The sequence below is a fragment of the Pseudomonas fitomaticsae genome (assembly GCF_021018765.1).
Lineage (GTDB): Bacteria > Pseudomonadota > Gammaproteobacteria > Pseudomonadales > Pseudomonadaceae > Aquipseudomonas > Aquipseudomonas fitomaticsae.
On record NZ_CP075567.1, the window covers coordinates 887,661 to 912,509 of the forward strand.

At 62.1% G+C, this 24,849-nt stretch carries 21 protein-coding genes; 10 read left to right on the plus strand and 11 right to left on the minus strand.

From position 1 onward, the window contains the following. Positions 1-179 precede the first annotated feature (179 nt). The 6 genes from KJY40_RS03870 to KJY40_RS03895 all read right to left on the minus strand — a co-directional run bounded on the left by KJY40_RS03870 (position 180) and on the right by KJY40_RS03895 (position 4,106). Positions 180-752: a HupE/UreJ family protein gene (locus tag KJY40_RS03870; RefSeq protein WP_064379124.1), complete on the minus strand. Its 573-nt coding sequence runs from the start codon at positions 750-752 to the stop codon at positions 180-182. Positions 753-779: 27 nt separating this feature from the next. Beyond that, positions 780-1,394 (minus strand): urease accessory protein UreG, encoded by a 615-nt coding sequence (ureG, locus tag KJY40_RS03875; protein ID WP_007950645.1) that lies wholly within the window; start codon positions 1,392-1,394, stop codon positions 780-782. Positions 1,395-1,416: 22 nt separating this feature from the next. Continuing rightward, positions 1,417-2,091 carry an urease accessory protein UreF gene (locus KJY40_RS03880; protein ID WP_039766717.1) on the minus strand — a complete coding sequence of 225 codons (675 nt, stop codon included), beginning with the start codon at positions 2,089-2,091 and terminating at the stop codon, positions 1,417-1,419. Next, positions 2,088-2,588, minus strand: coding sequence for an urease accessory protein UreE (gene ureE / locus KJY40_RS03885; protein ID WP_230735105.1), 501 nt, complete (start codon positions 2,586-2,588; stop codon positions 2,088-2,090). The genes KJY40_RS03880 and ureE overlap by 4 nt, the downstream gene beginning before the upstream one ends. A gap of 205 nt (positions 2,589-2,793) precedes the next feature. After that, positions 2,794-3,426, minus strand: coding sequence for a TetR family transcriptional regulator (locus tag KJY40_RS03890; protein WP_007950628.1), 633 nt, complete (start codon positions 3,424-3,426; stop codon positions 2,794-2,796). Positions 3,427-3,599: 173 nt separating this feature from the next. After that, positions 3,600-4,106 (minus strand): hypothetical protein, encoded by a 507-nt coding sequence (locus KJY40_RS03895; RefSeq protein WP_127796770.1) that lies wholly within the window; start codon positions 4,104-4,106, stop codon positions 3,600-3,602. Positions 4,107-4,487: 381 nt separating this feature from the next. On the opposite strand from KJY40_RS03895, the gene KJY40_RS03900 reads away from it, so the two are divergent. Next, on the plus strand, positions 4,488-6,563 hold the full coding sequence (locus KJY40_RS03900; protein ID WP_230735107.1) for an AsmA family protein: 2,076 nt from the start codon (positions 4,488-4,490) through the stop codon (positions 6,561-6,563). Positions 6,564-6,674: 111 nt separating this feature from the next. On the opposite strand, the gene KJY40_RS03905 is transcribed toward KJY40_RS03900, so the two are convergent. Beyond that, a complete protein-coding gene (locus tag KJY40_RS03905; RefSeq protein ID WP_064379129.1) occupies positions 6,675-7,205 on the minus strand; it encodes a ferritin-like domain-containing protein in 531 nt (176 codons plus the stop codon). Positions 7,206-7,303: 98 nt separating this feature from the next. After that, positions 7,304-8,206, minus strand: coding sequence for a LysR substrate-binding domain-containing protein (locus KJY40_RS03910; RefSeq protein WP_007950621.1), 903 nt, complete (start codon positions 8,204-8,206; stop codon positions 7,304-7,306). A 119-nt stretch (positions 8,207-8,325) separates the two neighbouring features. Between KJY40_RS03910 and KJY40_RS03915 the strand changes: the two genes are divergently transcribed. The 3 genes from KJY40_RS03915 (at position 8,326) to KJY40_RS03925 (ending at position 10,252) form a co-directional block, all read left to right on the plus strand. Next, a complete protein-coding gene (locus KJY40_RS03915) occupies positions 8,326-8,964 on the plus strand; it encodes an FMN-dependent NADH-azoreductase (protein ID WP_230735109.1) in 639 nt (212 codons plus the stop codon). Then, a complete protein-coding gene (locus tag KJY40_RS03920) occupies positions 8,965-9,270 on the plus strand; it encodes a DMT family transporter (RefSeq protein ID WP_230735110.1) in 306 nt (101 codons plus the stop codon). It begins immediately after the preceding gene. Positions 9,271-9,361: 91 nt separating this feature from the next. Further along, the gene (locus KJY40_RS03925; protein WP_230735111.1) at positions 9,362-10,252 is read left to right on the plus strand and encodes an esterase/lipase family protein; all 891 of its coding nucleotides are present in this window, start codon (positions 9,362-9,364) and stop codon (positions 10,250-10,252) included. Here KJY40_RS03925 and KJY40_RS03930 read toward each other — a convergent pair. Beyond that, positions 10,249-11,142 carry a DMT family transporter gene (locus KJY40_RS03930; protein WP_085711190.1) on the minus strand — a complete coding sequence of 298 codons (894 nt, stop codon included), beginning with the start codon at positions 11,140-11,142 and terminating at the stop codon, positions 10,249-10,251. The two genes, KJY40_RS03925 and KJY40_RS03930, sit on opposite strands and share 4 nt — an antisense overlap. A gap of 98 nt (positions 11,143-11,240) precedes the next feature. Here KJY40_RS03930 and KJY40_RS03935 point away from each other — a divergent pair, with 98 nt between their 5' ends. From KJY40_RS03935 to KJY40_RS03945, 3 genes are all read left to right on the plus strand, one after another. Next, complete coding sequence (locus KJY40_RS03935) at positions 11,241-12,035, plus strand: AraC family transcriptional regulator (protein WP_045121624.1); 795 nt, start codon at positions 11,241-11,243, stop codon at positions 12,033-12,035. Between the two features lie 63 nt (positions 12,036-12,098). Next, entirely contained in the window at positions 12,099-12,404 is a 306-nt protein-coding gene (locus KJY40_RS03940; RefSeq protein ID WP_011332224.1) for a PsiF family protein, read from the plus strand. A gap of 98 nt (positions 12,405-12,502) precedes the next feature. Then, complete coding sequence (locus KJY40_RS03945) at positions 12,503-13,516, plus strand: AI-2E family transporter (protein ID WP_230735112.1); 1,014 nt, start codon at positions 12,503-12,505, stop codon at positions 13,514-13,516. Positions 13,517-13,630: 114 nt separating this feature from the next. Here KJY40_RS03945 and KJY40_RS03950 read toward each other — a convergent pair whose 3' ends face one another. Continuing rightward, complete coding sequence (locus KJY40_RS03950; RefSeq protein WP_207984882.1) at positions 13,631-14,905, minus strand: Hsp70 family protein; 1,275 nt, start codon at positions 14,903-14,905, stop codon at positions 13,631-13,633. Between the two features lie 293 nt (positions 14,906-15,198). Between KJY40_RS03950 and KJY40_RS03955 the strand changes: the two genes are divergently transcribed. Both KJY40_RS03955 and KJY40_RS03960 read left to right on the plus strand, forming a co-directional pair. Continuing rightward, positions 15,199-16,146: a DnaJ C-terminal domain-containing protein gene (locus KJY40_RS03955; protein WP_230735113.1), complete on the plus strand. Its 948-nt coding sequence runs from the start codon at positions 15,199-15,201 to the stop codon at positions 16,144-16,146. A 23-nt stretch (positions 16,147-16,169) separates the two neighbouring features. Beyond that, positions 16,170-16,475 carry a chaperone modulator CbpM gene (locus KJY40_RS03960; RefSeq protein WP_007950609.1) on the plus strand — a complete coding sequence of 102 codons (306 nt, stop codon included), beginning with the start codon at positions 16,170-16,172 and terminating at the stop codon, positions 16,473-16,475. A gap of 4 nt (positions 16,476-16,479) precedes the next feature. On the opposite strand, the gene KJY40_RS03965 is transcribed toward KJY40_RS03960, so the two are convergent. Beyond that, a complete protein-coding gene (locus KJY40_RS03965; RefSeq protein WP_230735115.1) occupies positions 16,480-17,607 on the minus strand; it encodes a sensor histidine kinase in 1,128 nt (375 codons plus the stop codon). A 178-nt stretch (positions 17,608-17,785) separates the two neighbouring features. On the opposite strand from KJY40_RS03965, the gene KJY40_RS03970 reads away from it, so the two are divergent. Continuing rightward, the gene (locus KJY40_RS03970) at positions 17,786-24,826 is read left to right on the plus strand and encodes an NEL-type E3 ubiquitin ligase domain-containing protein (protein ID WP_230735117.1); all 7,041 of its coding nucleotides are present in this window, start codon (positions 17,786-17,788) and stop codon (positions 24,824-24,826) included. Positions 24,827-24,849 lie beyond the last annotated feature (23 nt).

Below are 24,849 nucleotides of genomic sequence, written 5' to 3' on the forward strand. Positions count from 1 at the left end.
CGGCGGCGTGATGAGACGCGGTGTCTGTCAGTCCGCCTTCGTCGGATCGCCGCCCGGAGCAAGCCCGCTCCCACAATGGTCACGCCGAACACAATACTTGTGAACAACACAGAACAACTGTGGGAGCGGGCTTGCTCCGGGCGGCGATCCGACGAAGAGGCCTGATCAGGCGATAGAGTTCAACCGGCCAGCAACCACGCGCCCGTCACCGCCGAAGCCGCTCCGGCCAGTCGAACCAGCGGCGCGGCCGCCTGAGGCAGAAAACGCACGACGGCATAACCCGCCGCATGCAGCGCAGCCGTTGCGACCACGAAACCTGCGGCATACGCCCAAGGGCTCGACATGTCCGGCAATTCCAGGCCATGGGCCACACCGTGGAACAGCGCAAAGAGCGCGGTCGCCGCCACCGCCATCACCAGCGGTGGACGCACCGCCAGCGCCACCGCCAGGCCCAGCGCCAGCACCGAGGCGGCAATCCCGCTTTCCAGCGCCGGCAATTCCAGCCCTTCAAAGCCGAGCAGGCCGCCGATCAGCATGGTGCCGACGAAGGTGCACGGCAGCGCCCAGCGTGCCGCGCCTTGCTGTTGCGCCGCCCACAAACCGACGGCCACCATCGCCAGCAGATGGTCGAGGCCGCCGATCGGGTGGCTGATGCCGGCCACCAGGCCAGAGTCGCCATGGCCGGGGTGGGCGAAGGCCAGGGCCGGTGTCAGCAGCAGCGCGACGGCGCCGAGAATGCGTTTGAGTGTCATGGATAAGCTTCCTTGTTGATCAGTGAATCAGGCTGCGGTCAGCAGGCCCTGGCGTTCGATGAAGGCGATGATGTCTTCCAGGCCCTGACCGGTTTTCTGGTTGCTGAACACGAACGGCTTGCCGTTGCGCATGCGTTGGGTATCGCTGTTCATCATCTCCAGCGAGGCGCCGACCAGCGGCGCGAGGTCGATCTTGTTGATTACCAGCAGGTCGGATTTGCAAATGCCGGGCCCGCCCTTGCGCGGCAGCTTGTCGCCGGCCGAAACGTCGATCACGTAGATGGTCAGGTCGGACAGTTCCGGGCTGAAGGTTGCTGACAGGTTGTCGCCACCGGACTCCACCAGAATCAGGTCCAGCCCCGGAAAACGCCGGTTCAGTTGATCCACCGCTTCGAGGTTGATCGAAGCGTCCTCGCGGATCGCGGTGTGCGGGCAGCCGCCGGTTTCCACGCCGATGATGCGTTCCGGCGCCAGCGCTTCGTTGCGCACCAGGAAGTCGGCGTCTTCGCGGGTGTAGATGTCGTTGGTCACCACGGCCAGGTTGTAGCGCTCGCGCAGGGCCAGGCACAGGGCCAGGGTCAACGCGGTCTTGCCGGAACCGACCGGGCCGCCGATGCCGACGCGCAGGGGTTGTGTGTTCATGTGATTCTCCAGATAAAAGGCCCTAGGAACGGAACAGGCGGCTGTACTGGCGCTCATGGGCCATGCACGCCAGGGACAGACCGAACGCGGCGCTGCCGAGGTGTTCGGGATTGATTCGGGTGGCGTCCTGCTGCGCCTGTTGCAGCAGCGGCAGCAGTTCGCTGGTCAGGCGCTGGGCGGCTTGCTGGCCCAGCGGCAAGGTTTTCATCAGCACCGCGAGCTGGTTTTCCAGCCAGCTCCACAGCCACGCGGCGAGTGCGTCCTGCGGGCTGATCTGCCAGGCGCGCGCGGCCAGTGCCCAGCACAGGGCCAGGTGCGGTTCGGCGCAGTGTTCGAGAAAGTCCCGCGCGGGCTGATCGAGTTCGGGTAGGCCGTTGAGTAATTGCTGCAACGAGTAGCCCATCTGCCGGCTCTCCAGATGCAGTTCGCGGGTTTCGCGGCTGGCGCGATGGCTTTCGCAGAGCTTGCGCAATTCATCCCAGTGTTCGTCCGCGGCGGCCTGGCAATGGGCGAGCAGCATGGGCGCCTCGAACCGCGCGAGGTTGAGCAGCAGTTGGTCGCTGATCCAGCGGCGTGCGCTGTCCGGGCTGTCGACGCGGCCGTTATCCACAGCCATTTCCAGGCCCTGGGAATAGCTGTAGCCGCCAATCGGCAATTGCGGACTGGCCAGGCGCAGCAGCGCCCAGGCCGGGTTCACAAACGGACGCCGAACTGATGGAGTTTCGGCGCGTAGTTGAAGTCTTCGTCACCGTGCCGCGAATGGTGATGGCCGCCACCGTAGGCGCCGTGTTCCGGCTGGAACGGCGCTTCGATCGATTCCACGGCGGCGCCGAGCTGTTCGAGCATCGCCTTGAGCACGTAATCGTCGAGCAGCCGCAACCAGCCGTCACCGACTTGCAGCGCGACATGGCGATTGCCCAGATGATAGGCCGCGCGGGTCAGTTCAAAGGCGTTGGCGCAGGTGACGTGCAGCAATTGTTCGGGGCGGGCGCAGATCCGGACGACCCGGCCATCTTCGGCTTGCAGGCACTCGCCGTCATACAGCGGCGGCTGGCCGCGCTCCAGAAACAGTCCGACGTCTTCGCCCTCGGCACTGAAACAGCGCAGGCGGCTTTTGCTCCTGGCTTCGAAGGTCAGGTGCAACTCGGCGGCCCAGACGGGTTGGGGGTCGATTCTGCGATGAATCACCAGCATCGGAAAGCTTCCAGCAATGGACAATGCTCAGGCTAGAGCAAGGGGCTTGCCAACCGGACGAGGCGTAGGAAAACCCTGTCGGAGCCTAGTGGATGTTTCAAGATATTGCAGGATTGTGGGGTGTTTTGGTGCATGAAGTTTTTTACATGCACCAATTTGCGGCGCAAAAAAAAATCGCAGCTCCGGGCTGCGATTTTTTGCTTTCTCACTCGGTACTGCCGAGCCCTTGCCAGTGCTTCAAGCCGATAAAGATGAAGCGCAACTGCTGGGTGATCTTCGCCTGTGGTGTCAGATGTTCCGGCAGGGCTTCGGCGGGCGGGTCGATGATGTCCGGCAGGGTGGCGAACACCGATTTGACGATCAGGTCGGCCATTACGCTCAGACCCTCGCGATTGAGGTGCTGCAGCTTGGGCATCAAGGCCAGATCCGCCGCCAGGTCGGAGCTGATGTCTTCACGCAAACGGCCAATAGCCTGACGCACCGGCAACGATCCGCCGTATTGCTCGCGGGCCAGAAACAGGAATTGCGAACGGTTGGCGCTGACCACGTCGAGGAAGATTCGCACCGACGCATCAATGATCCCGCCCATGACGAATTCGTTGTGGCGTACCAGGCGGATGGTTTCGCGGAAGGTCTGACCGACTTCGCTGACCAGTACCAGGCCGAGTTCGTCCATGTCGGCGAAATGCCGGTAGAAACCGGTGGGCACGATGCCGGCGGTTTTCGTCACTTCACGCAGGCTCAGGCTGCCGAATCCTCGGCCGCTTTCCATCAAGTGGCGGGCAGCGTCCATCAGGGCGTTGCGGGTCTGTTGTTTCTGTTCGGCGCGGGGCAGCATCGCAAGGGTGTGTTCTTAGGCAAGACAAGCGCCGCACTCTAGCAAATCGGCTTTGTCGGCGTCGAACGGCAGTGGGGGAGATGGAGCGGGAAATCTCGACTTCTTTATACAGGCTGCTGAAAAGTCAAAAGCCCAATCCGGGGATTGGGCTTTTTTTCCAGGCCGCCACGGGCTTAGCTCAAAGCGCTGTTGCGTTCGATCACACGGTCACCACCACCTTCGGCCAGGGTTTGACCTTGTGGGGTTTTGTCGTAGCCGTCAGCCGCCAGGGTTTGACCTTGTGGGGTACGGTCGCCGCCGTCAGAAGCCAGGGTCTGGCCTTGTGGGGTACGGTCGCCACCGTCAGATGCCAGGGTTTGACCTTGTGGAGTGCGATCCGAACCGTCTTGAACCAGACCTTTCTCTTCCAGACGATCACGGCCGCCTTCAGCTACGGTTTGACCTTGTGGGGTTTTGTCATAGCCATCTTGAACCAGACCTTTTTCTTCCAGACGGTTGCGACCGTTTTCAGCCAGGGTCTGGCCTTGTGGAGTGCGGTCCGAGCCATCAGCGGCAACAGTCTGGCTGAACACCGAGTGGCTGGATTTCACTTGCGGGGTAGCCTGTTCGGCAGCTGGCAGGGCGAAGGCGGTGCTGGCCAGCATCGAGAGGGTAAGACTGAACAGAAGTTGGCGTTTCATGATGGTTGCTCCTTGGGAGGGCGATAAAGTGGGTACGAGGGCAATGCTACTCTCGATAAGTCGATATAAAAGTTCATAAACACAATGGTAATAATCAACAGAATTGATTGTTCGCTTGGGAGGCTCTAGCACGGGCGTTTCAGGCAGGCGGTTTTGCACTGCGGTGGGTATTTTCCACCCACTCGCGCCCCGCAAAAGTGCGGGTCCGGTAACGCCAACTCGACCGATCGGTCAGAATGGCGACCGTTTTTTCCCCTCGATGGGGCTTTGGATTAAACCTGCGGGCTGTTTGTCAGTCACAGATTTCATGAGGGCCATCACGGCCCGCCGTTTCAGCTGCGTCGTGCCAATGGATGCAGTCGTCTTCAGGAGCTTTGTGCAATGACGCGCACGCGTAAAATCTTCGCCTGGACCTTCGCCACCCTCGTGCTGCTTCTGGCAGTGCTGGTGTTGATCATCGTGTTCTTCGACTGGAACCGGATCAAACCGCCGCTTAATGCCAAGGTTTCGGAAGAACTGCACCGACCGTTCGCCATCAACGGCAATCTGTCGGTGGTCTGGCGGCGTGAACTCGACGAGGGCGGCTGGCGCGCCTGGGTGCCGTGGCCGCATGTGGTGGCCGAAGACCTGACGCTGGGCAATCCCGACTGGTCGAAGCAACCGCAGATGGTCACCCTTAAAAAGGTCGAGCTGCGCATCTCGCCGCTGGCCTTGCTGGCGCAACGAGTGACGATTCCACGGATCGACCTGACCGAACCCAACGCGCAATTGCAACGTTTGGCCGACGGCCGCGCCAACTGGACCTTCAAGTTCGATCCCAAGGATCCGAATGCCGAGCCTTCGAACTGGGTGGTCGACATCGGTGCCATCGGCTTCGACAAGGGCCACGTCACCCTGGATGACCAGACCCTCAAGACCAACCTCGACCTGTTGATCGATCCGCTGGGCAAGCCGATTCCGTTCAGCGACATCGTCGGCGACAAAGCGGCGAAAACCGCACAGGACAAGGGCGGCGCGCCGCAGGATTACGCCTTCGGCCTGAAAGTCACCGGCCAGTACCACGGCCAGAAACTCGCCGGCCAGGGCAAGATCGGCGGTCTGCTGGCCCTGCAGGACGCGAGCAAACCGTTCCCGTTGCAGGCCCAGGCGAAGATCGGCGATACCAGCGTCGAACTCGCCGGCACCCTGACCGATCCGCTGAATCTCGGCGCCCTCGACCTGCGCCTGAAACTGGCGGGTGCCAGCCTCGGCAATCTGTATCCGCTGACCGGCGTGACCCTGCCGGACACGCCGCCTTATGCCACCGACGGCCACTTGATTGCCAAGCTGCATGAGCCGGGCGGCGCACAATTTCGCTATGAACAGTTCAACGGCAAGATCGGCAGCAGCGACATCCATGGTGATCTGGCTTACGTCGCCAGCCAGCCACGGCCCAAATTGAGTGGCGCGCTGCTGTCCAATCAGTTGCTGTTTGCAGACCTCGCGCCGCTGATCGGTGCCGACTCCAATGCCAAGCAGAAGGCTCGTGGCGGCGAGAGCAAGCAGCCGGCGGACCAGGTGTTGCCGGTGGAAGAGTTCAAGACCGAGCGCTGGCGTGACATGGACGCCGACGTCGAATTCACCGGCAAACGCATCGTCCACAGCGAAGAGCTGCCGTTCACCGACCTCTATACCCACCTGAAGCTCAACGACGGCGAACTGAGCCTGGAGCCGCTGCGTTTCGGTGTGGCCGGCGGCAACCTCGACGCGCAGATTCGCCTCAATGGACGTACCGAGCCGCTGGAAGGCCGGGCCAAACTGACTGCGCGCAAATTCAAGCTCAAACAACTGTTCCCGACCTTCGAACCGATGAAGACCAGTTTCGGCGAGCTCAACGGCGATGCCGATATCGCCGGTCGCGGCAACTCGGTGGCCAAACTGCTGGGCGGCGCCAACGGCAACCTGAAGATGCTGATCAACGACGGCGCCATCAGTCGCGAGTTGATGGAGCTGGCAGGGCTCAATGTCGGCAACTACGTGGTCGGCAAGATCTTTGGCGACAAGGAAGTGAAGATCAACTGCGCGGCGGCGGACTTCGACATCAAGACCGGCCTGGCGAGCACGCGGCTGTTTGTGTTCGATACGGAGAACGCAATCATCTACATCGACGGCACGGCGAACATGGCGACCGAGCAGCTGGACCTGACGGTGACCCCGGAGTCCAAGGGGTGGCGTTTGATTTCCCTGCGTTCGCCGCTGTACGTGCGTGGCAAGTTCATCAAGCCGGATGCCGGGGTCAAAGCGGTGCCGTTGATACTGCGCGGGGCGGGGATGGTGGCGCTGGGCGTGATCGCTGCACCGGCGGCGGGGCTGCTGGCGCTGGTGGCGCCGAGTGGTGGCGAGCCGAACCAGTGCGCGCCGCTGCTGGAGCAGATGAAGGCGGGCAAGGCACCCGTCACGGTGAAACCTACAAAATGATCGGTGATTGACAGGACCTCTTCGTCGGATCGCCGCCCGGACCAAGCCCGCTCCCACAGGGTTTCACTGAACCTGTGGGAGCGGGCTTGCCCGCGATTGGATCTGGAGGACTCAGAGGTCTTTCAGGATGTCCGCCATGTCATCCGCATGCTCTTCTTCCTGAGCCAGGATGTCTTCGAAGATCCGGCGCGTAGTCGGATCCTTTTCACCGATGTACTGGATGATTTCGCGGTAGCTGTCGATGGCGATCCGCTCGGCCACCAGGTCTTCGTAAACCATTTCCTTCAAGGTGTTGCCGGCCACGTATTGCGCGTGGGACATCTTCGACAGCAGGTCAGGGTTGAACTCGGGCTCGCCGCCCAGTTGCACGATACGCTCGGCCAGACGGTCGGCGTGTTCGGCTTCCTGCGTGGCGTGCTCGAGAAATTCGTCGGCGGCGACGTTGGCTTTCAGGCCGTTGGCCATGAAGTAGTGGCGCTTGTAGCGCAGAACGCAGACCAGTTCAGTGGCCAACGATTCATTGAGCAGGCGCAGCACTTCTTCACGGTTGGCGCTGTAGCTTTCGGTCACCGCGCCATTTTCCACGTGCTGGCGTGCGCGCTCGCGCAGGGTTTGAACATCAGACAAATGCAGGTCACTCATTTCAGTCTCCTGGAGGCTAATCCGATTGGCGTCACGTTCTGTTGACGTGATCGTTACCAGGTTGTGAGTGATGAACGCTGCAAAAAGTTTTGTCGGATTCAGCGCGGGACATGCCCGGAAAGCTGCGCCTCTTCGCGCAACCAGGCAAAAAACGCCTTCACCGGTGGATGTCGCTCGCGGCCCGGTACGCAAAGCGCGCTGTAACCGGCGCCGTCGACCTGCACCTCGCCCTTGTACGGCACCAGCAGACCGCTGGCGACGCTCTCCGACACCAGAATGTTGCTCGCCAGCACCAGCCCTTGCCCGGCAATGGCCGCTTGCAGCGCGTAATGCTCTTCGTCGTATTCGCGGACGGCCGGATGCTGATTCAACCAGTTCTCGCCTGACTGCGCGCACCACGCTTCCCAGCCATGGGCGTAGAGCTTGGAGTTGTGCCAGCGCACGCTGATCAACGCCGGGGTACGGCGGGCGGCCAGCGCCACCTGTTCCGGCGAGCCGTACACGCCGAACGATTCATCGAACAGGCACAACCCGTAGAGGTTCGGGTAATCGTCGAGGCTGTAGCGCAGCACCAGATCGACGCTGGCGTCCTGATGCAGGTCGATCACTTCGCAATGGGTGTCCAGCCGCACATTGATGTTCGGATGCTTCGCGTAAAACCGCCCCAGGCGCGGCACCAGCCACAGCGCAGCGAACGCGGCGGTGGTCGACAGCGTCAGGCTGCTGCCGCTGCGTTGCGGGCGCAGGGTGTCGACGCTTTGCGCCACTTCCAGAAATGCGCCGTGCAGGCTGCGGAACAGTCGCTCGCCACCCTCGGTCAGGCGCACCTGACGCGGCAGGCGTTCGAACAGCGCCACACCGAGCCAGTCCTCCAGCGAACGGATCTGATGGGAAATCGCCGTCGGCGTCACCGCCAGTTCTTCGGCGGCCGCCTTGAAACTCAGCAGGCGCGAGGCGGATTCGAACGCGCGCAGGGCGGTCAGGGGCAAGGCAGCGAACATGAAAACTCCACGGATGAAATCAATTCATCCCGACTGATTTTTGCTCATTTGAGGCGATGACTGAATGGCAGCAATCTGGCGCCACACAGTCATTCAAGTCTAGTCCCAAGGAGATTCAGATGAGCAGGATTCTTGCGATCCATGCCAGCCCTCGCGGTGAGCGTTCCCATTCGCGGCGCCTGGCCGAGAGCTTTCTCAGCGCCTGGCAAGTCCGTCATCCACAGGCTCAGGTCACCCGTCGAGAGGTGGGGAGGGCGTTGATTCCGGCAGTGAATGAAGCGTTTGTCGCGGCCGCGTTTTACCCGGAGCCCGAAGCACGGCCGCTGACGATGCAGGCCGATCTGGCGCTCAGCGATCAACTGGTGGGCGAGCTGTTCGATCACGACCTGCTGCTGATTTCCACGCCGATGTACAACTTCAACGTGCCCAGCGGCCTCAAGGCCTGGGTCGATCAAATCGTGCGGTTGGGCCTGACGTTCGACCATACGCTGGACAACGGCATCGCCCAGTACACGCCGCTGTTGCACGGCAAGAAGGCGCTGATTGTCACCAGTCGCGGCGGTTTCGGTTTCGGCCCGGGCGGTGAACTGGAAGCGCTGAATCACGCCGATCCATGGCTGCGCACGGCATTGGGTTTTATCGGCATCAACGACGTCACGGTGGTCGCCGCCGAGGGCGAGGAATCCGCCGAACGCACCTTCGCGGTGTCGGTGGCCGAGGCCGAGCAGCGCTTGCTCGACCTGGCCCGGGAGTTCTAGGTGGCCTGGTTGTTTCTGCTGATTGCCGCCGGGTTCGAGGTCACTTTCGCCATGAGCATGAAGTACGCCGAAGGTTTCACCCGGCTGTGGCCGTCGCTGATCACCGTGGTCGCTGCGGTGGGCGGGGTGTACTTCCTGACCCTGGCGATGCGCGAGTTGCCGGTGAGCATCGCCTATCCGATCTGGACCGCCATCGGTTCGCTCGGCACGGTGTTTCTCGGTTTCGCGCTGCTGGGCGAGAGCCTGACGCTGGTGAAGTTGCTGTCGGTGGGTCTGATCGTGGCGGGGGTGGTGGGGCTGAAGTAGGCTGGTCGTGGAGTTGTCATCATCGAGGAGGATGCTTGGCGGGCGTTTTGCACGTCCTGCATCCACTCACCGACCACAAGGATGTTTGCCCATGTCGCAAGATTCGGCCACACGTTATCCACTGGTGCTGGTGCCGGGAATGCTCGGTTTCATCCGTCTGGTGCTGTACCCGTACTGGTACGGGATCATCGCCGCATTGCGCCGGGGTGGTGCGACGGTGATTGCGGTGCAGGTGTCGCCGCTCAATTCCACCGAAGTGCGCGGCGAGCAGTTGCTGACGCGCATCGATGAAATCCTGCGTGAGACCGGCGCGGCCAAGGTCAATCTGTTCGGCCATAGCCAGGGTTCGCTGACGGCGCGTTATGCGGCGGCCAAGCGTCCGGATCTGGTGGCTTCAGTCACGTCGGTGGCCGGGCCCAATCACGGTTCGGAACTGGCTGATTATCTGGCAAAACACTATCCGGCAGACAGCGCCAAGGGCCGAATCCTCGAGGCGTTGTTGCGTTTTGTCGGCTGGCTGATGGCGCTGCTGGAAACCGGCTACCACGGGCCGAAACTGCCGGTGGATATCCACGCCTCGCACAACTCCCTGACCACCGAAGGCGTGGCGCTGTTCAACCAGCGTTATCCACAGGGCCTGCCGCAAACCTGGGGCGGGCACGGGCCGGAAGAGGTCAACGGGGTGCGTTATTACTCGTGGTCCGGCACCTTGCAGCCGGGCAAGACCGATCGCGGCGGCAACCTGTTCGACGGCACCAATCGCAGTTGTCGGTTGTTCGCCAAAACCTTCGTGCGCGAGCCGGGGCAGTGCGACGGCATGGTCGGACGCTACAGCTCGCACCTGGGCACGGTCATCGGCGATGACTACCCGATGGATCACTTCGACATCGTCAACCAGTCGCTGGGACTGGTCGGCAAAGGCGCGGACCCGGTGCGGCTGTTCGTCGAGCATGCGGCGCGGTTGAAAGGCGCCGGGGTCTAGGCGGCGCTCGGGGTGCGGGAGCGACCGAGGACGGTGGTCCAGCGCTCGGAAAGAATCACCCCACCCAGTGTCAGCAAGCCACCGACCAGGTGATACATCGCCAGTTGTTCCTTCAACACCACCGCGGCAATCAGCGCGGTGATCAACGGCAGCAGGTTGAAGAACAGCGTGGTCCGGCTCGGGCCAAGGCGCTGTACGGCCTGCATCCAGGCCAGCGGCGCGAGCATCGAGGCCAGCAGGCACGCGTACAGCACCAGCGGAATGTTCTGCAGGGTCAGGCCGGTTTTCGGCGACATGGCGTACAGCGGAAACAGCACCACCACCGCCACCAGCACCTGCAAATACAGCAACACCAGCGGCGGCAGGCGCAGTTGCCATTTTTTCAGCAAGGTGCTGTAGATCGCATAGGCGAGGGTGGCGATCAGCATCATCGCGTCACCCAGGTTCACCCCGTGTTGCAGCAACGCGCCGAGGCTGCCGGACGACACCACCACCAGCACCCCGGCGAACGACAGCACCGCACCGACCAGCGCACCGGCGGTCAGGCGCTGGCCGAGGCTGATGATCGCCATGGCCAGCGACATCAGGGGCATCAACGACAAAATGATGCCCATGTTGGTGGCGCTGGTCATTGTCGCGGCGAAGTAGGCCAGGCTCTGATAGACCGCCATGCCGAGCACGCCGAGGATGAAAATCTTGCCCAGGTTCGGGCGGATCTGTGGCCAGTGCGCGATCACCTTTTTGAGCATGAACGGCGTGAACAGCAGGCCGGCGAGCAGCCAGCGGTAGAAGCCGATCTCGGCGGGAAAGATCGCCCCAACGGCAAGCTTGTTGATCACGGTGTTGCCAGCCCAGATGAAAATCGCCAGCAGGGGAAACGCGTATTGCATGGGAGGAGAAACCAGTACGTTGATGAACGGTGATTATCCCCTGTCTGGATGCAGGCCTATACTGCGAACCGGACAACCCGCCCCTGATTCCGGACAGCATGAACAGTAAACACATCGATTTGCTGGATTTCAGCGAACTGCCGTCAGCGGTGTATTTCCGCTACGCCGACTTCAACGCCCATGAATACGCCGCGCCGCACCGCCATCCGTGGGGCACGCTGGAATACGCGGCCCACGGCGTGCTGCATATGGATGTCGATGGCAGCCGTTTCATGTCGCCGCCGCAATACGCGGTGTGGGTGCCGCCGCAGGTCGAGCACAGTTTCTACAGCCATCAACCGGTCAATTATCGGGCGGTGTGTCTGGCGCCGGATGTCTGTTCCGATTTGCCGGCGCAGGCCTGCACTCTGGCGATCAGCGACATTCTCAAGGCGATCCTCAAGGACTTCGCCGCCCGTGATGTGAAGATCCCGGCGTTTGAAGCCGACCAGCGTCTGGCCCAGGTGCTGGTGGATCAACTGCGCCAGGCGCCGGTTCACCAATGCTATTTGCCCTACGCCAGCAGTCCCGGTCTGCTGACCATCCTCGAAACCCTGCAGGCCGAGCCCGGCAACAATGAGCCGCTGGCGCACTGGGCGGCGCAGGTGCATGTCAGCGAACGCACCCTGGCCCGGCAGTTTGTGCGGGAGCTGGGGATGAGTTTCGGCGAGTGGCGCCAGCGGCTGCGTTATCTCGCGGCGATCGAGGCGCTGGAGTCGGCGCGCAGCGTGCAGGAAATCGCTTTCGACCTTGGTTACAGCAGCGGCTCGGCCTTCATCGCCATGTTCGCCCGGCAGGCCGGATGTACCCCGGAACAATACCGGCGCAGCCACCTTGAAGGCAGGAAGGTGTAACAAGCTTTGACTACACTCAGCCGGAGGCCGCCTCCATCGAGGCGGCGCCAAGGAGAAAACTCCATGAAGATGCTGCGTGTCCCTTTGTTGATGATCGGTCTGCTGCTGTGCTCCCAGGGTTTCGCCGCCACGGCGCAACAGAACAAGATGACCACCTGCAACGCCGACGCCACGGCCAAGAGCCTCAAGGGCGACGAGCGCAAAGCCTTCATGAGCACCTGCCTCAAGGCAGCCCCGGCGGCCAACGACGCCAAGGCGCTGACCCCGCAGCAACAGAAAATGAAAACCTGCAACGCCGATGCGGCCACCAAGGCGCTGACGGGTGATGCGCGCAAGACGTTCATGAGTGATTGTCTGAAGAAGAAATAAGATCAACAGATCGCAGCGAGCGGCAGGGCATCCGCTCGCTTCGGCGCCGGATCGCTGGCAGACTGCCAATCCTTTTACGCCGTTCGTTTTGAGGCTGTATGCCAACGTTTTCTGAGCGTCATGTAGTGTTCTGGGTCAGTTGCATCATCATTTTCGGCGGTCTGTTACTGGTGTTGCCATTGCGTTTGCTGCCCAGCCTGCTGGCCGGCTTGCTGGTGTTCGAACTGGTCAACATGCTCACCCCGCAACTGCAACGGCTGATCGAAGGCCGGCGCGCGCGCTGGCTGGCGGTGGCGCTGCTGGGCACGCTGGTGGTGAGTGTGCTGACGCTGATCTTCGCCGGTGCCATCAGTTTCCTGCTGCATGAGGCGGAAAACCCCGGCGCTTCCCTCGACAAATTCATGGGCGTGGTCGACCGTGCGCGCGGGCAGTTGCCGCCGTTCATCGACGCCTACCTGCCGGCCAGCGCTGCCGAATTCCGGGTGGCCATCGGCGACTGGATGAGCAAACACCTGTCCGACCTGCAACTGGTGGGCAAGGACGCGGCGCACATGTTCGTGACGCTGCTGATCGGCATGGTGCTGGGCGCTATCATCGCCTTGCAGCGCGTGCCGGACGTCACCAAACGCAAACCGCTGGCCGCCGCGCTGTTCGACCGTCTGCACCTGCTGGTTCAGGCGTTTCGCAACATCGTTTTCGCGCAGATCAAGATTTCCCTGCTCAACACCTTCTTCACCGGGATCTTCCTGGCGGTGATCCTGCCGCTGTTCGGAATCAAGCTGCCGCTGACCAAGACCCTGATCGTGCTGACCTTCCTGCTCGGTCTGCTGCCGGTGATCGGCAATCTGATGTCGAACACGCTGATCACCATCGTCGGCCTGTCGCTGTCGATCTGGGTGGCGATTGCGGCGCTGGGGTACCTGATCTTTATCCACAAGCTGGAATACTTTCTCAACGCGCGCATCGTCGGCGGGCAGATCAGTGCCAAGTCCTGGGAGTTGCTGCTGGCCATGCTGGTGTTCGAGGCCGCGTTCGGCCTGCCGGGGGTGGTGGCGGGGCCGATCTATTACGCGTACCTGAAGAGTGAGTTGAAGCTGGGCGGGATGGTTTGATCCAGGCTTCGTAGCGCCTGAACCGGCCCTTTCGCGAGCAAGCCCGCTCCCACAGGATCACACTGAATCTGTGGGAGCGGGCTTGCTCGCGAAGGGCGCACCGCCAATTTTGGATCAGTTCACCGAGCCGTAACGCTTCATGGCTTCAATCGCCAGACCGCTACCGATACTGCCAAAGATATTCCCTTCCACATGCCGCGCGTTCGGCAGCATCGCCGAGACGCTGTTGCGCAACGCCGGAATACCGCTCGAACCACCGGTGAAGAACACCGTGTCGACCTGACCCACCGCCACATTGGCGTCGGCCAGCAATTGCGTGACGCTGCCGCGCACGCGCTCGAGCTGCGACTCGATGGCCGACTCGAACAACGCCCGGGTCAGTTCCACGCTCAGGCCTGACTCGATGCGATCCAGCGGCACATGACGGCTGTCGTTGTGGGTCAGCTGGATCTTGGTTTCTTCCACTTCCATCGCCAGCCAGTGCCCGGCGCGCTGTTCGATCAGCTTGAACAGACGGTCGATGCCGCCGGTGTCCTCGATGTCGTAGCGCATGCTGCCCAGGGCCAGGGTCGATTTCTGCGAGTACACCGAGTTGATGGTGTGCCAGGTCGCCAGGTTCATGTGGTGACTGGTCGGCATGAATGCGCCGCTTTTCATGCGGCTGCCATAGCCGAACAGTGGCATCAGGCCTTGCAGGCTCAACTGTTTGTCGAAGTCGGTCCCGCCGATGTGCACGCCGCCGGTGGCGAGGATGTCGTCGTGACGGTTATCCACACCGCGACGCTCGGGCGACAGGCGCACCAGCGAGAAGTCCGACGTACCACCGCCGATGTCGACGATCAGTACCAGTTCTTCCTTTTCGATGGTCGACTCGTAGTCGAAGGCTGCGGCAATCGGCTCGTACTGGAACGACACGTCCTTGAAGCCGAGCTTGCGCGCCACTTCCACCAGGGTGTCTTCGGCTTCCTGGTCGGCCAGCGGATCGTCGTCGACGAAGAACACCGGACGGCCCAGCACCACTTGCTCGAACTCACGACCGGCGGCAGTTTCCGCGCGGCTCTTGAGCTGGCCGATGAACAGCCCGAGCAAATCCTTGAACGGCATCGCGGTGCCGAGGACGCTGGTGTCGTGCTTGATCAGCTTGGAACCGAGCAGGCTCTTGAGCGAGCGCATCAGCCGGCCTTCGTAGCCTTCCAGGTATTCGTGCAGCGCCAGGCGACCGTAAACCGGGCGGCGTTCCTCGATATTGAAAAAGACCACCGACGGCAGGGTGATCTTGTCGTCTTCCAGCGCGATCATCGTTTCCACGCCGGGGCGCAGCCAGCCGACAGTGGAGTTGGACGTGCCGAAGTCGATGCCGCAGGCACGGGCTGGAGAGGCGTCTTTCATGGTCTTTCGGTTCCGGTCAAAAAAACGGCCGCGCAGTGTATGTCAGTGCGCGACAGATTCGAAGGCCGGTCATCTGCTATTTCACGACCAGGCTTGCTTGAAACTCGCCGCTTTGCCCCAAACTTGCTGGCATGGGCCGGCAGACATACCGGCGGTCGCAAGAACCGCCGTCCACTGCCGATAAACTTCTGCTGCGCCACCCGGTCACAACCTTGAGATCGGTCAACCCGGCACGCGCGAATCGGCGCATGCTGGCATCGGCGCGAAATCGATAACGGATGGTGATTCCTTCGATGGACTTCAAAGACTATTACAAGATACTCGGCGTGGAGCCGACGGCTGACGACAAGGCAATCAAGGCTGCCTATCGCAAGCTGGCGCGCAAATACCACCCCGATGTCAGCAAGGAAAAAGACGCCGAGGCCAAGTTCAAGGACGCCTCGGAAGCCTATGAAGCGCTGAAAAGCGCCGACAAACGCGCCGAATACGACGACCTGCGCCGCTACGGCCAGCACGGTCAGCCGTTTCAGGGCCCACCGGGCTGGCAGAGCCGTGGCGGTTTTGGCGGTGGCGGTGGCGACACCGGTGACTTCTCGGACTTCTTCAGTTCGATCTTCGGCAATCGCGGCCCCGGTTTCGGTGGCGGCGGCCGGCAATCCCGCAGCGCCGGACGGCGAGGGCAAGACGTGGAACTGGAACTGCCGATCTTTCTGGAAGAGACGCTTTCGAACGAATCGAAAAAGATCAGCTTCCAGGTGCCGCAATACAACGGCTCGGGCCAGCACGTCAGCAACACCAGCAAGAGCCTGAACGTGAAGATCCCGGCGGGCGTGACCGACGGCGAGCGCATTCGCCTCAAGGGCCAGGGCGCACCGGGCATCGGTGGCGGCGCCAATGGCGATCTGTACCTGACCATCCGTTTCGCGCCGCACCCGAAATTCGACGTCGAAGGCGAAAACCTGATCATCACCTTGCCGCTGGCACCGTGGGAGCTGGCGCTGGGCGCCGAAGTGGCCGTGCCGACCCTCACCGGCAAGATCAACCTCAAGGTGCCGGCCGGCAGCCAGAACGGCCAGCGCATGCGCGCCAAGGGCCACGGCTTGCAGAACAAGGCCGGCGAACGCGGTTACCTGTTTGTGCAGCTCAAGGCCGTGATGCCGAAAGCCAACGGCGATGACGTCAAGGCGCTGTGGCAGGAACTGGCGAAGAAGGCCGCCTTCAATCCGCGCGAGAACTTCTGATACTGACGACGGAGTAGCCCATCATGAGCAGCCCCCTGATCGTTCAACTGGACATGGCAGAATTCTGTGAGGCGGCCGACCTGTCGGACGTCTACGTGATCGAAATCGTCGAACACGGCATCCTCGAACCTCAGGGCGCGCAGCCCCGGGAATGGCGCTTCACCGACTACGAACTGGCCCTGGCCAAGCGCGCCGCCAAGCTGCGGCGCGACCTTGACCTGGAATGGGAAGGCGTCGCCCTGGCGCTGGACCTGCTGGAAGAAGTGCAGGAGCTGCGGGCCGAGAATCGCATGCTCCGTCAGCGTCTGGCGCGGCTGGTGGTCGAGTAGCGCTTCAAACCTGTCTGGGCAGCGTCACGCTGAACAGCGTTCCGCAGGCTTCGCTTGAACTGACTTCGATCGTCCCGCCGTGGGCAGTCACCACTTCCTTGACGATGAACAGGCCCAGACCGAGGCTGGTCGACGGCTGGCCGAGTTCTTCGTCGGCACTGCGCACCAATGGATCGAAAATCGTGCCGATGGCCTCTTCGGGGATAGGGTTGCCGTAGTTGTGCACGGTCAGCAGCACGTGCCTGGCTTCGCCCTTCAACGTCACGACCACTTCGCGCGGATCAGAGCCATGCTGCAAGGCATTGCCGATCAGGTTCTGCAGCAGTTGATCGATTCGTCCTGCATCCCAGACACCATGGGTGTCGCCCTCGGTTTTCAGGGTCGGATCGCATTCCGGATTGCCGGCGCAGGCTTCGGCTATGACTGCTCGCGCGGCGTCGGCCAGGTCCATCGGCGCCGGTTCGATCGGCAGGCTCTTGCCCAGGCGGCTGCGTACCAGCTCCAGCAGATCGCTGACCATCGCCGCCATGTGCCGCGCGCCTTGCTTGATGTTCAGCGCGCAGGTCAGGGCATCGCCTTCAAGCGCTGTTTTGCGCATCAGCAATTCGGTGGACATGCTGACCGCTTGCAGCGGTGCGCGCAGGTCGTGACCGAGGATCGCCAGGAAAATGTCGCGCGAGCGGTTCACCTGCTCGGCGTAGGCAGCCGTCGATTCGGCGAGGGCTTCATCGATGGCTTCGTTGAAACGGATCATGTCCTGAATGTACGCCATGTCTGGCGATTCCAGGCTGTTGACCCAACGACGGATCACACAGGCGCGCAGGTGGCGGAATTCCGAGGTCATCTGCACCAGGTCGAAGCCGACGGTGTGTCGCAGCTCGCCATGGCTGGCGCCGGCCTCGTCCAGGCTCGGGGTTTTCTCCGGTCCTTCGCCCTTGGCCTTGGCGATTTGCTCGCTGGCGGTCTGTGCAGTGTCCATGTCGCGGGCGGCGGCCAGCAGGATGGCCTTGGCATGGTCGCGCAGTGCGGCCTGATCCATGGTGTCGGCCGCCGGCGTGATCGTACGGGCGAACTGCTCCCATTCCTCGACGATGTGATCCGCGTGTTGCCTGATGAAGTCGGATAAACGCATGTCCGGGGTCCTGGAAATTCGAGGCGGGGCGTTCGAATATTAGCCCCTTTACGCGGGAATGAAAGCGCCGCTCGGGCCTGAAATTTCCGCTGACAAGACGCCGTGCAACAAGACATATGTACCTCAGCCACGGCGGTTCTCCATGGTCTGCTTTCGCTCCATTTCAAGGAGTGAACCCATGTCCGAAATCCCTGCCGTCTTACCTTCCCCGGATAACGTTGCGCCGCCGCGGCCGGTCGTGACGCAAAGCCTGCACGCTGACTGGCTTCAGCAGTCCAGCCCCGAGTGGCTGGTCGGTGCATCGATACACCAGCGCGAGGCATTGAAGGATGCCGACTCCGCCCCGCCGGACTGGTACAGGCGCGCATCCCGCGAACAACGCAAGGCCGTCGGTGATGCTGCGGCCGACAGCCTCGCCGCCCAGTCGCGCCTGGACAAGGCCATGTCGACCTTCCAGGACATCGACAGCTTTGCAGCGCCATTGCTGGCTCAGGCCCTCAAGGACCGTTTCAACGTGACGCTGGACGTCAACAAGACCTGGCTGGTACTGAACAAGCCGGTGGAGATGGGGGTTTTTGCCCTCGAAATCGATTTTTTCGAAGTCCTGAAGCTGCCCTTGCTACAGGCGGCTCTGCATAACTTCGAAGCCCGTGAATGTAAAAACGGGGCCTTTCATCGCACCTCGGGGTTTCGCCTCGAAACCGCGACACCAGGAGCCCTGGAACCGTTGAGTACACGTCTCACGGTCGAACAGTTCACCGGCCTGTGCCGTTCGCTGGACATCGGGGCGAAGTATCAGGCGTATCTCAAGGATTTCCTGCACCCCGAAGAAGCACTGGCCGAACATGTGCTGCGCGACGGATTCATCGACGCGCACAAGACCGCCCTGCGTGCGGCCGCCGAGCTGGCCCTGGTCAAGGGCGATATCGGGCGCGAAGACTACGCTTCGATTCGCTCGGTCCTCAATGGCGAACTGGCGCCGCGCCAAGGGCATCGGCAGATCTGGTTCCGCGATCTGGGCCTGATGGGGCGGCGCATGACCGGTTGCGTGATGTTCACGATCTGCGAGAAATACCGCTACAGCGACGACTCGATCCTGTACATCCCGGGCGATCCTTTCCACCCGCTCAAGCGCTACAAGCGCCGGGAAATCGAAGCGATGTTCAAGCAGCGGTTCACCACACCTGATGCGACTCAGGCTCATCCTGCAGAACCCAATAGCTACCAACGGTTTTTCAGTCAGTTCGTCGCGTATGCCGACCGACCGCGATACTTCGGCCAGTTCACCGACGACACGCCGAACCGCACGCTCACACAAAGGCTGGCGCCCTATGAACCGCCGCTCTACGAGTTTTTCAAGGCACTCAGCCCGATCAACGCGGCGCTGACCGGAATTCGCGAATTGCCTCCTGTGCCTCCCGTCGAGCAGGTGCCGAACGCCGATCCGTATCTGAACCCGGTTGGCCTGTCGCGCAAGGGGGGCGGCATCTGGTCGGACAACGTCGACCTGTGGAGTTATCAGTTCGATCAGCATCGCGACCGGTTGATTGCCGATGCACGCAGTCACGCAGTGCCCACGGCGGATGTCGACGCCAGAGTGCGCTCGGAAAAGTTCGCCGCGCTGCTGAACATCGGCATGTTGGTGCTGACTGGCATTTCGATGTTCGTGCCGGTGCTGGGCGAAGTGATGATGGTGGTGATGGCCGGGCAACTGCTCGAAGAAACCTTTGAAGGCGCCATCGAGTGGAGTGAGGGGGATCGCAAGGCTGCGAAGGCACACCTGATCGATGTTGCGCAAAACCTTGCATTGATTGCCTTGATGGCGGGGGCGGGCAAGGGGTTCGCCCGGCTGACCGCTGCCAGACCGACACCGGTCATCGAGAACCTGCATCAGGTGCAAATGCCCGACGGCACGACTCGCTTGTGGAAGCCTGACCTGAGTGGCTACGAGAGTCCGGTCATGCCGGACTCGGGTGCAGCGCCGAATGCGCTGGGGCAGTACGCGGACGGGCAAGGCTACTACATTCGGCTTGAAAGCAAGACATACCGGCAGACTTATGACGAGTCGCTGAAGTCATGGCGAATCGATCACCCGAACGATCCGCAGGCTTATCAACCGCTGCTGACACACAACGGCGCCGGCGCCTGGCGACATACGCTCGAGCGCCCGCAGGACTGGGACCGGCTGACACTCTTGCGGCGCATCGGCCACAGCACTGATGTTTTCGCCGACGAGCAGTTGCTGACGCTTGCCGATACGGCCGGTGTCAGCGATGACGCCCTGCGCAAGATGCACCTGGACAATGCCTTGCCTCCCCCGGAGCTGGCGGATGCCATGCGCCTGTTTAACGCCGAGCGCGATGCCGGACTGATCGTCGAGCAGATTGCAGGCCGACAACCCATTGATGATCGTTATCTGCAGGTGCTGCCGCTGCTGCCCGACATGCCACGCTGGCCGTGGGGGCGGCAGTTGAAGGTCTACGATGCTGCGGATTTTTCGGGCACGGCACTCAGCTACGGGACAAAGCGCAGGGGCAAGGCACCGATCCGGGTCAGCCGGGCCGAGGTGCTGCGCGGTGCGTTGCCGGCGAGAATCCTCGCGGCACTGGATGAAGCCGAGACGGTTCGTCTGTTGGGTGGCGAGCCGGCACGCGTTCGGGCGGCGCGGACACAGGAACTCGCCGGACAGATTGCCGATTTTGCCAGCGCCCGTCAGCCCGCGTTGTTCGACAGCCTGCTCAAAGGCGCTGCTCCGGTGGCACCCCGGACGGCAAAACTGCAACGGATTATCCCGGGTCTGACCGAGCGAGGGGCATCCGCCATCCTGAGCCAGGCGAATGCTGAAGAACTGGCGAGGCTGGACACCACGGCGAAGGTTCCGTTGCATTTGCAGGAGCTCGGTCGCTGGTATGGCCAGACGGGTCGCCTGACCCGGGCTCTGGCCGGGTTGCGCAGTGAAACCATGGCTTCTGCCGACAGCCGCCATCTCACATTACAGACGTTGGGGCGACTGCCGGGCTGGTCCAATGATGTGCGTCTGGAAATCCGCGAGAGCAGCGTCAGCGGGCCGATGCTGGACGCCATCGGTAGCGAAACGGCTTCCACACACAAGTATCTGGTCAAGTACGGGGACGCTTACCAAGCCACCAATGAGCGTGGCGAACCGCTCAACAGTATCCCGCACAAGGGCGACAATTTTTATGCTTCGTTGATGCATGCCTTGCCCGATGAGGCGCGTCATGGGCTGGGTCTGCCGAATGTCTGGCAGAGCAGCGACCTGCAACGCATGATCGTCGAACGGGCGCTCGCCGAACGCAGCCAGTCGGCCCGGATTCTGCGGGCAGGCACCGCCGACAACCCATGGTTCAAACCGCCGCAACGCATTGCACCCGGAGTGCTCGGCTATCCCGCCAGCGGCGACGGGCCGGGGCCGAGTCAGGCGTTGACCGTTCACGTGCAGAACGTTTATCCGGGCTTGAGTGACGCCCAGGCCCGAGGCTTCATTCTTGAACAATGGCGGTCGGGCAGGAGCGATCAACAGATTTTTCATCTGCTCAACAACCGGTTGAGCGAGTGGCGGGAGCTGGAGACAACACTCGATCAATGGTTGATGTCGCAGGACCTGCGTTTGCGCACCACCCGTGACGAGTTCGTCAGCGTGGTGCGAAGCATCAAGGACTGCTGGCGCAATGCACCGCTGGCCGAACACAGCCCGCACGCGGCTCGCCTGACATTGACCAGCGGTGCATCTCTGCCGCCTTTGACGGCGGACTTCACCCACGTTCGTGAACTGATACTGCATGCCCCGGTGGTCGGCGATACGCTTGCAGCGTTTCCCAACGTCGAGAAACTGGCCCTGAGCGCGAGCGTGGCGGAGTTCGACAAAGTGTTTTCGACGTTGAAAACACTGCGACACATGACCCGTCTGAATCTCTCCACGCCGATCACCGGTCAGGTGGCGTCGCGTCTGCGGGAGCTGACCCGGCTGGAAGAGCTGGAGCTGCGCTGTACCGCCGGCGGGGTGAGTCCGGTGGTACCGATGACGCTTGATGTCGGCGGCATGCGGCAGTTGCGCAAGCTTCTAGTCAGCAGTTCGCAGATGCACCAATGGCCTCGCGGGGTTCTCGATCTGCCGCGGCTGGAGCGCCTGAATCTGCGATCGACCGCGATCAATAGCCTGCCGACGGAAATCTATGAAGGCCATCAACGACTGTTGTCCGGTCTGTCACTGGACTGGTCGAAATTTCCGCGTCGGACGTTCAAGCCGATCTATGAGTTTGTCCGGAGTCAGCCTCGGCATCTGCTCGACCTGGATGAAATGGTTGCGGACTATTGTCGTGGTGAACTCAAGCGTTTTGTCGGCATGGAACCCAGCCTGTTCGATGTCTTGAGTACGGGGTTCAAGGCGCAGTGGACAGATGTCGACAGTCGTTTCGCCGCGATCGAAACCTTGAGTGAGCAATTCAGTGAGCTGAACCGGCTTCAGGAATGGGTCGGTTCCGAGCCAACATTGCTCAATGGCGGTGCAGCACGCTCGGCGGTGGCCGAGGCGTTAAGAAGCAGTTGGCGCAGCGGGTTGTTCCAGCGCTATGGCGCGCGCACTGAAAGCCTGTTCTACAACCTGTATGTGAGCCTGCCCAATGATGCCTCGGTGCTGGATATTCTCGGCTCGCCGGTGGAGAGCCTGCCGACCTTGTCCGCTGAAGGTTTCACCCATGTCAGAAGCCTGAAGCTGGCAGGATTGCTGGCTCCGTTTGATCAGCTGCGCGGGTTCATTCGTACTTTTCGCAATGTCGATACCCTGGACTTGAGTCATTGCGGTCTGTCGGCGCTGCCGCTGGAGTCCGGTGACCTGCTGGCGCTTGAAACGCTCAATCTGCATGACAACCCGTTGAGCAGGATCGACGTACGCGGGATGAATCGCCTGATGGCGCTGGACTTGAGTGCGACGGCCCTGCGCGAATGGCCGACCGGTGTCGAGGACCTGCCGGCACTGACCTGGCTGGACCTCAGTGACAGCCAGTTGACCTCGCTGCCGGATGCGCTGTTGGCGCGTGATGCATTGCTGCTTGATACCAGCCTGACCGGTACCCCGTTGAACCCGCAAGCCAAAGCAGCTCTTGCCACTGCGCGGCAGAGGATTGAAGACACCCGAGGCCTGGTTCCCGGTTCATTGCAGCGTTTTGCGCTGGAAGAGCCGCGCCACCGTACACCGCCCACCGAAAGTGGCTCGGTCATCGCCCGACGATTGCTGCCGTTACCGCCGCCGCTGGCAGTCGAGGGGCCGGCGGGTTGGGTCGCCCGTGTCCGGCGTCTGCGCCCGCAGTACGACAGTGCCCGGGCGCAACAGGCCATCGAGCGGATGCAGGGCGCGGGACTGACCGAGGTGCAGATCGGTGAGCAAATCGACGCATGGGACCGCGACTTCGAGTCCCTGACGCGGCGTCTGAACGACTGGCTGTTCACCCATGAAATCCGGGGCATGGATTGGGTCGTGTCATCGCGCACCCGCCAGCTTGCCGCGCAGCGCATCATGGAATGCTGGCGCGAGGGTACGGTCGACTGGAATGGTATTGCGGATCGCGAGCTGGACCTCAACGGTCTGCAGGTGGGCAACCTGCCCGAGCCGGACGCAACGTTCGCGGCGGTGAATAGCCTGAATCTCGGGGGCGTCAAGCTTACTTCGCAAGGCTCCAACGGTTTCCTCAGGGCATTCACTCACGTGCGCCGACTCAACCTCAGCGGCAATTACTTGCCGGCGGTACCCGAGCCGGTGACACAAATGCTTCAGCTGGAGCGGCTGGAACTGTCGCTCGCCGGTCTCGCGGACTCCGCTGCTGCGGGTCAGGCGCTGGAGAGCCTTACACAGTTGCAGTGGCTGGACCTGAGCCACAACAGCCTGCGCTCGTTCAGTATCACCGGGTTCGGACAGCTGGAGCGGCTGGATCTGCGCGATAACCTGCTTACTGCCTGGCCGGAAGGCGTCTTGCAAGCCCCACGCTTGCAAACGATCGACTTGAGCAGCAATGAAATCGCATCAATCCCCTCAGAGTTGTATGACGGCAGTCATGCGGGCTTGTTGGCCGGAAGCAACCTGGCGGAAAACTACGAGATATCGCAACAAAGTCTGCTTGAACTGCGTGAATACGCCGATGCCCATGGACGGCGTGACGTGCTGGGCCTGACGTATGCCGACATCGACCGGATGATCGATGACATGGACAGCACCACTGAAAGCGATGCCGGAGACCTGGAGATCGAAAGCGAACCCGATGAGGTCCTTCCGGCGCTTGCCGAAACGGTCCTTGAGCAGCAGGTTACACCGTGGATTGAAAACATCCCCGAGGAGGACGCTGCACGCTATCGGGCAATGTGGCAGCGGTTGGCGGCCGAACCCGACAACGAAGCCTTCTTCCATCTGCTTTCCCGGATGCCGGACACCGAGGAGTTCCGGGTTTATCGCGCCGATCTGACCCGACGGGTCTGGGACATCGTCGAGGCGGCCGATGGCAGCCAGGAGCTTCGCGACACGCTGTTCTCCATGGCGAGCACGCACACTACCTGCGTCGACGGGCGAACCCTGGCGCTCAGCGAAATCGAAGTCAAGGTTTATGAGTACAACGCCTTGCGCCATTTGCAGCCCGGTCTTGCGGACAAGGGGCGCGCGTTGCTCGACCTGTCGCGGCAACTGTTTCGCCTGGGGCAGGTGGAAAAACTCGCGGCCCGCAGCATGGGCCGTCACGCCGATCCGGGGGAAGTGCGGCTGCAGTATCGAATCGGTCTGACGTCGGGCTGGGAGGACGGTCTGCAACTGCCGGGGCAACCCAGTCACATGCGGTTTGCCCGGCCGCTCAGGGGCGATGATCTGATAGCTGCCCGTGCGGCGGTCATGCGAGCCGAAACGAGCGAGCAGTTTTATGAAGAGCTGATCAGCCGTGATTACTGGGTGCAGTACCTGACCGAGAAATACCCGGCTGAACTTGACGCGCTCAAGCGCGGCGCAGATGAAAAGCTGCAACGACTCGAGGATGAATACGAGGACGTGACCAGCACGGCGTACCAGGAGGCGGTGCAGATGCTCGAGGTTGAACGCACCATTGAGCGCAACCAGCAACTGATTGCCCTGTCGCGCCTGGAAACAGGCGAGCCGGCGATGGTCGGGCCCGAAGAGGAACAGCCCGGCCCTTCACGTTACTTGATGGACACCTCAACCCGCTGAAGCTTTGGCTGCCCCGGTCGTCG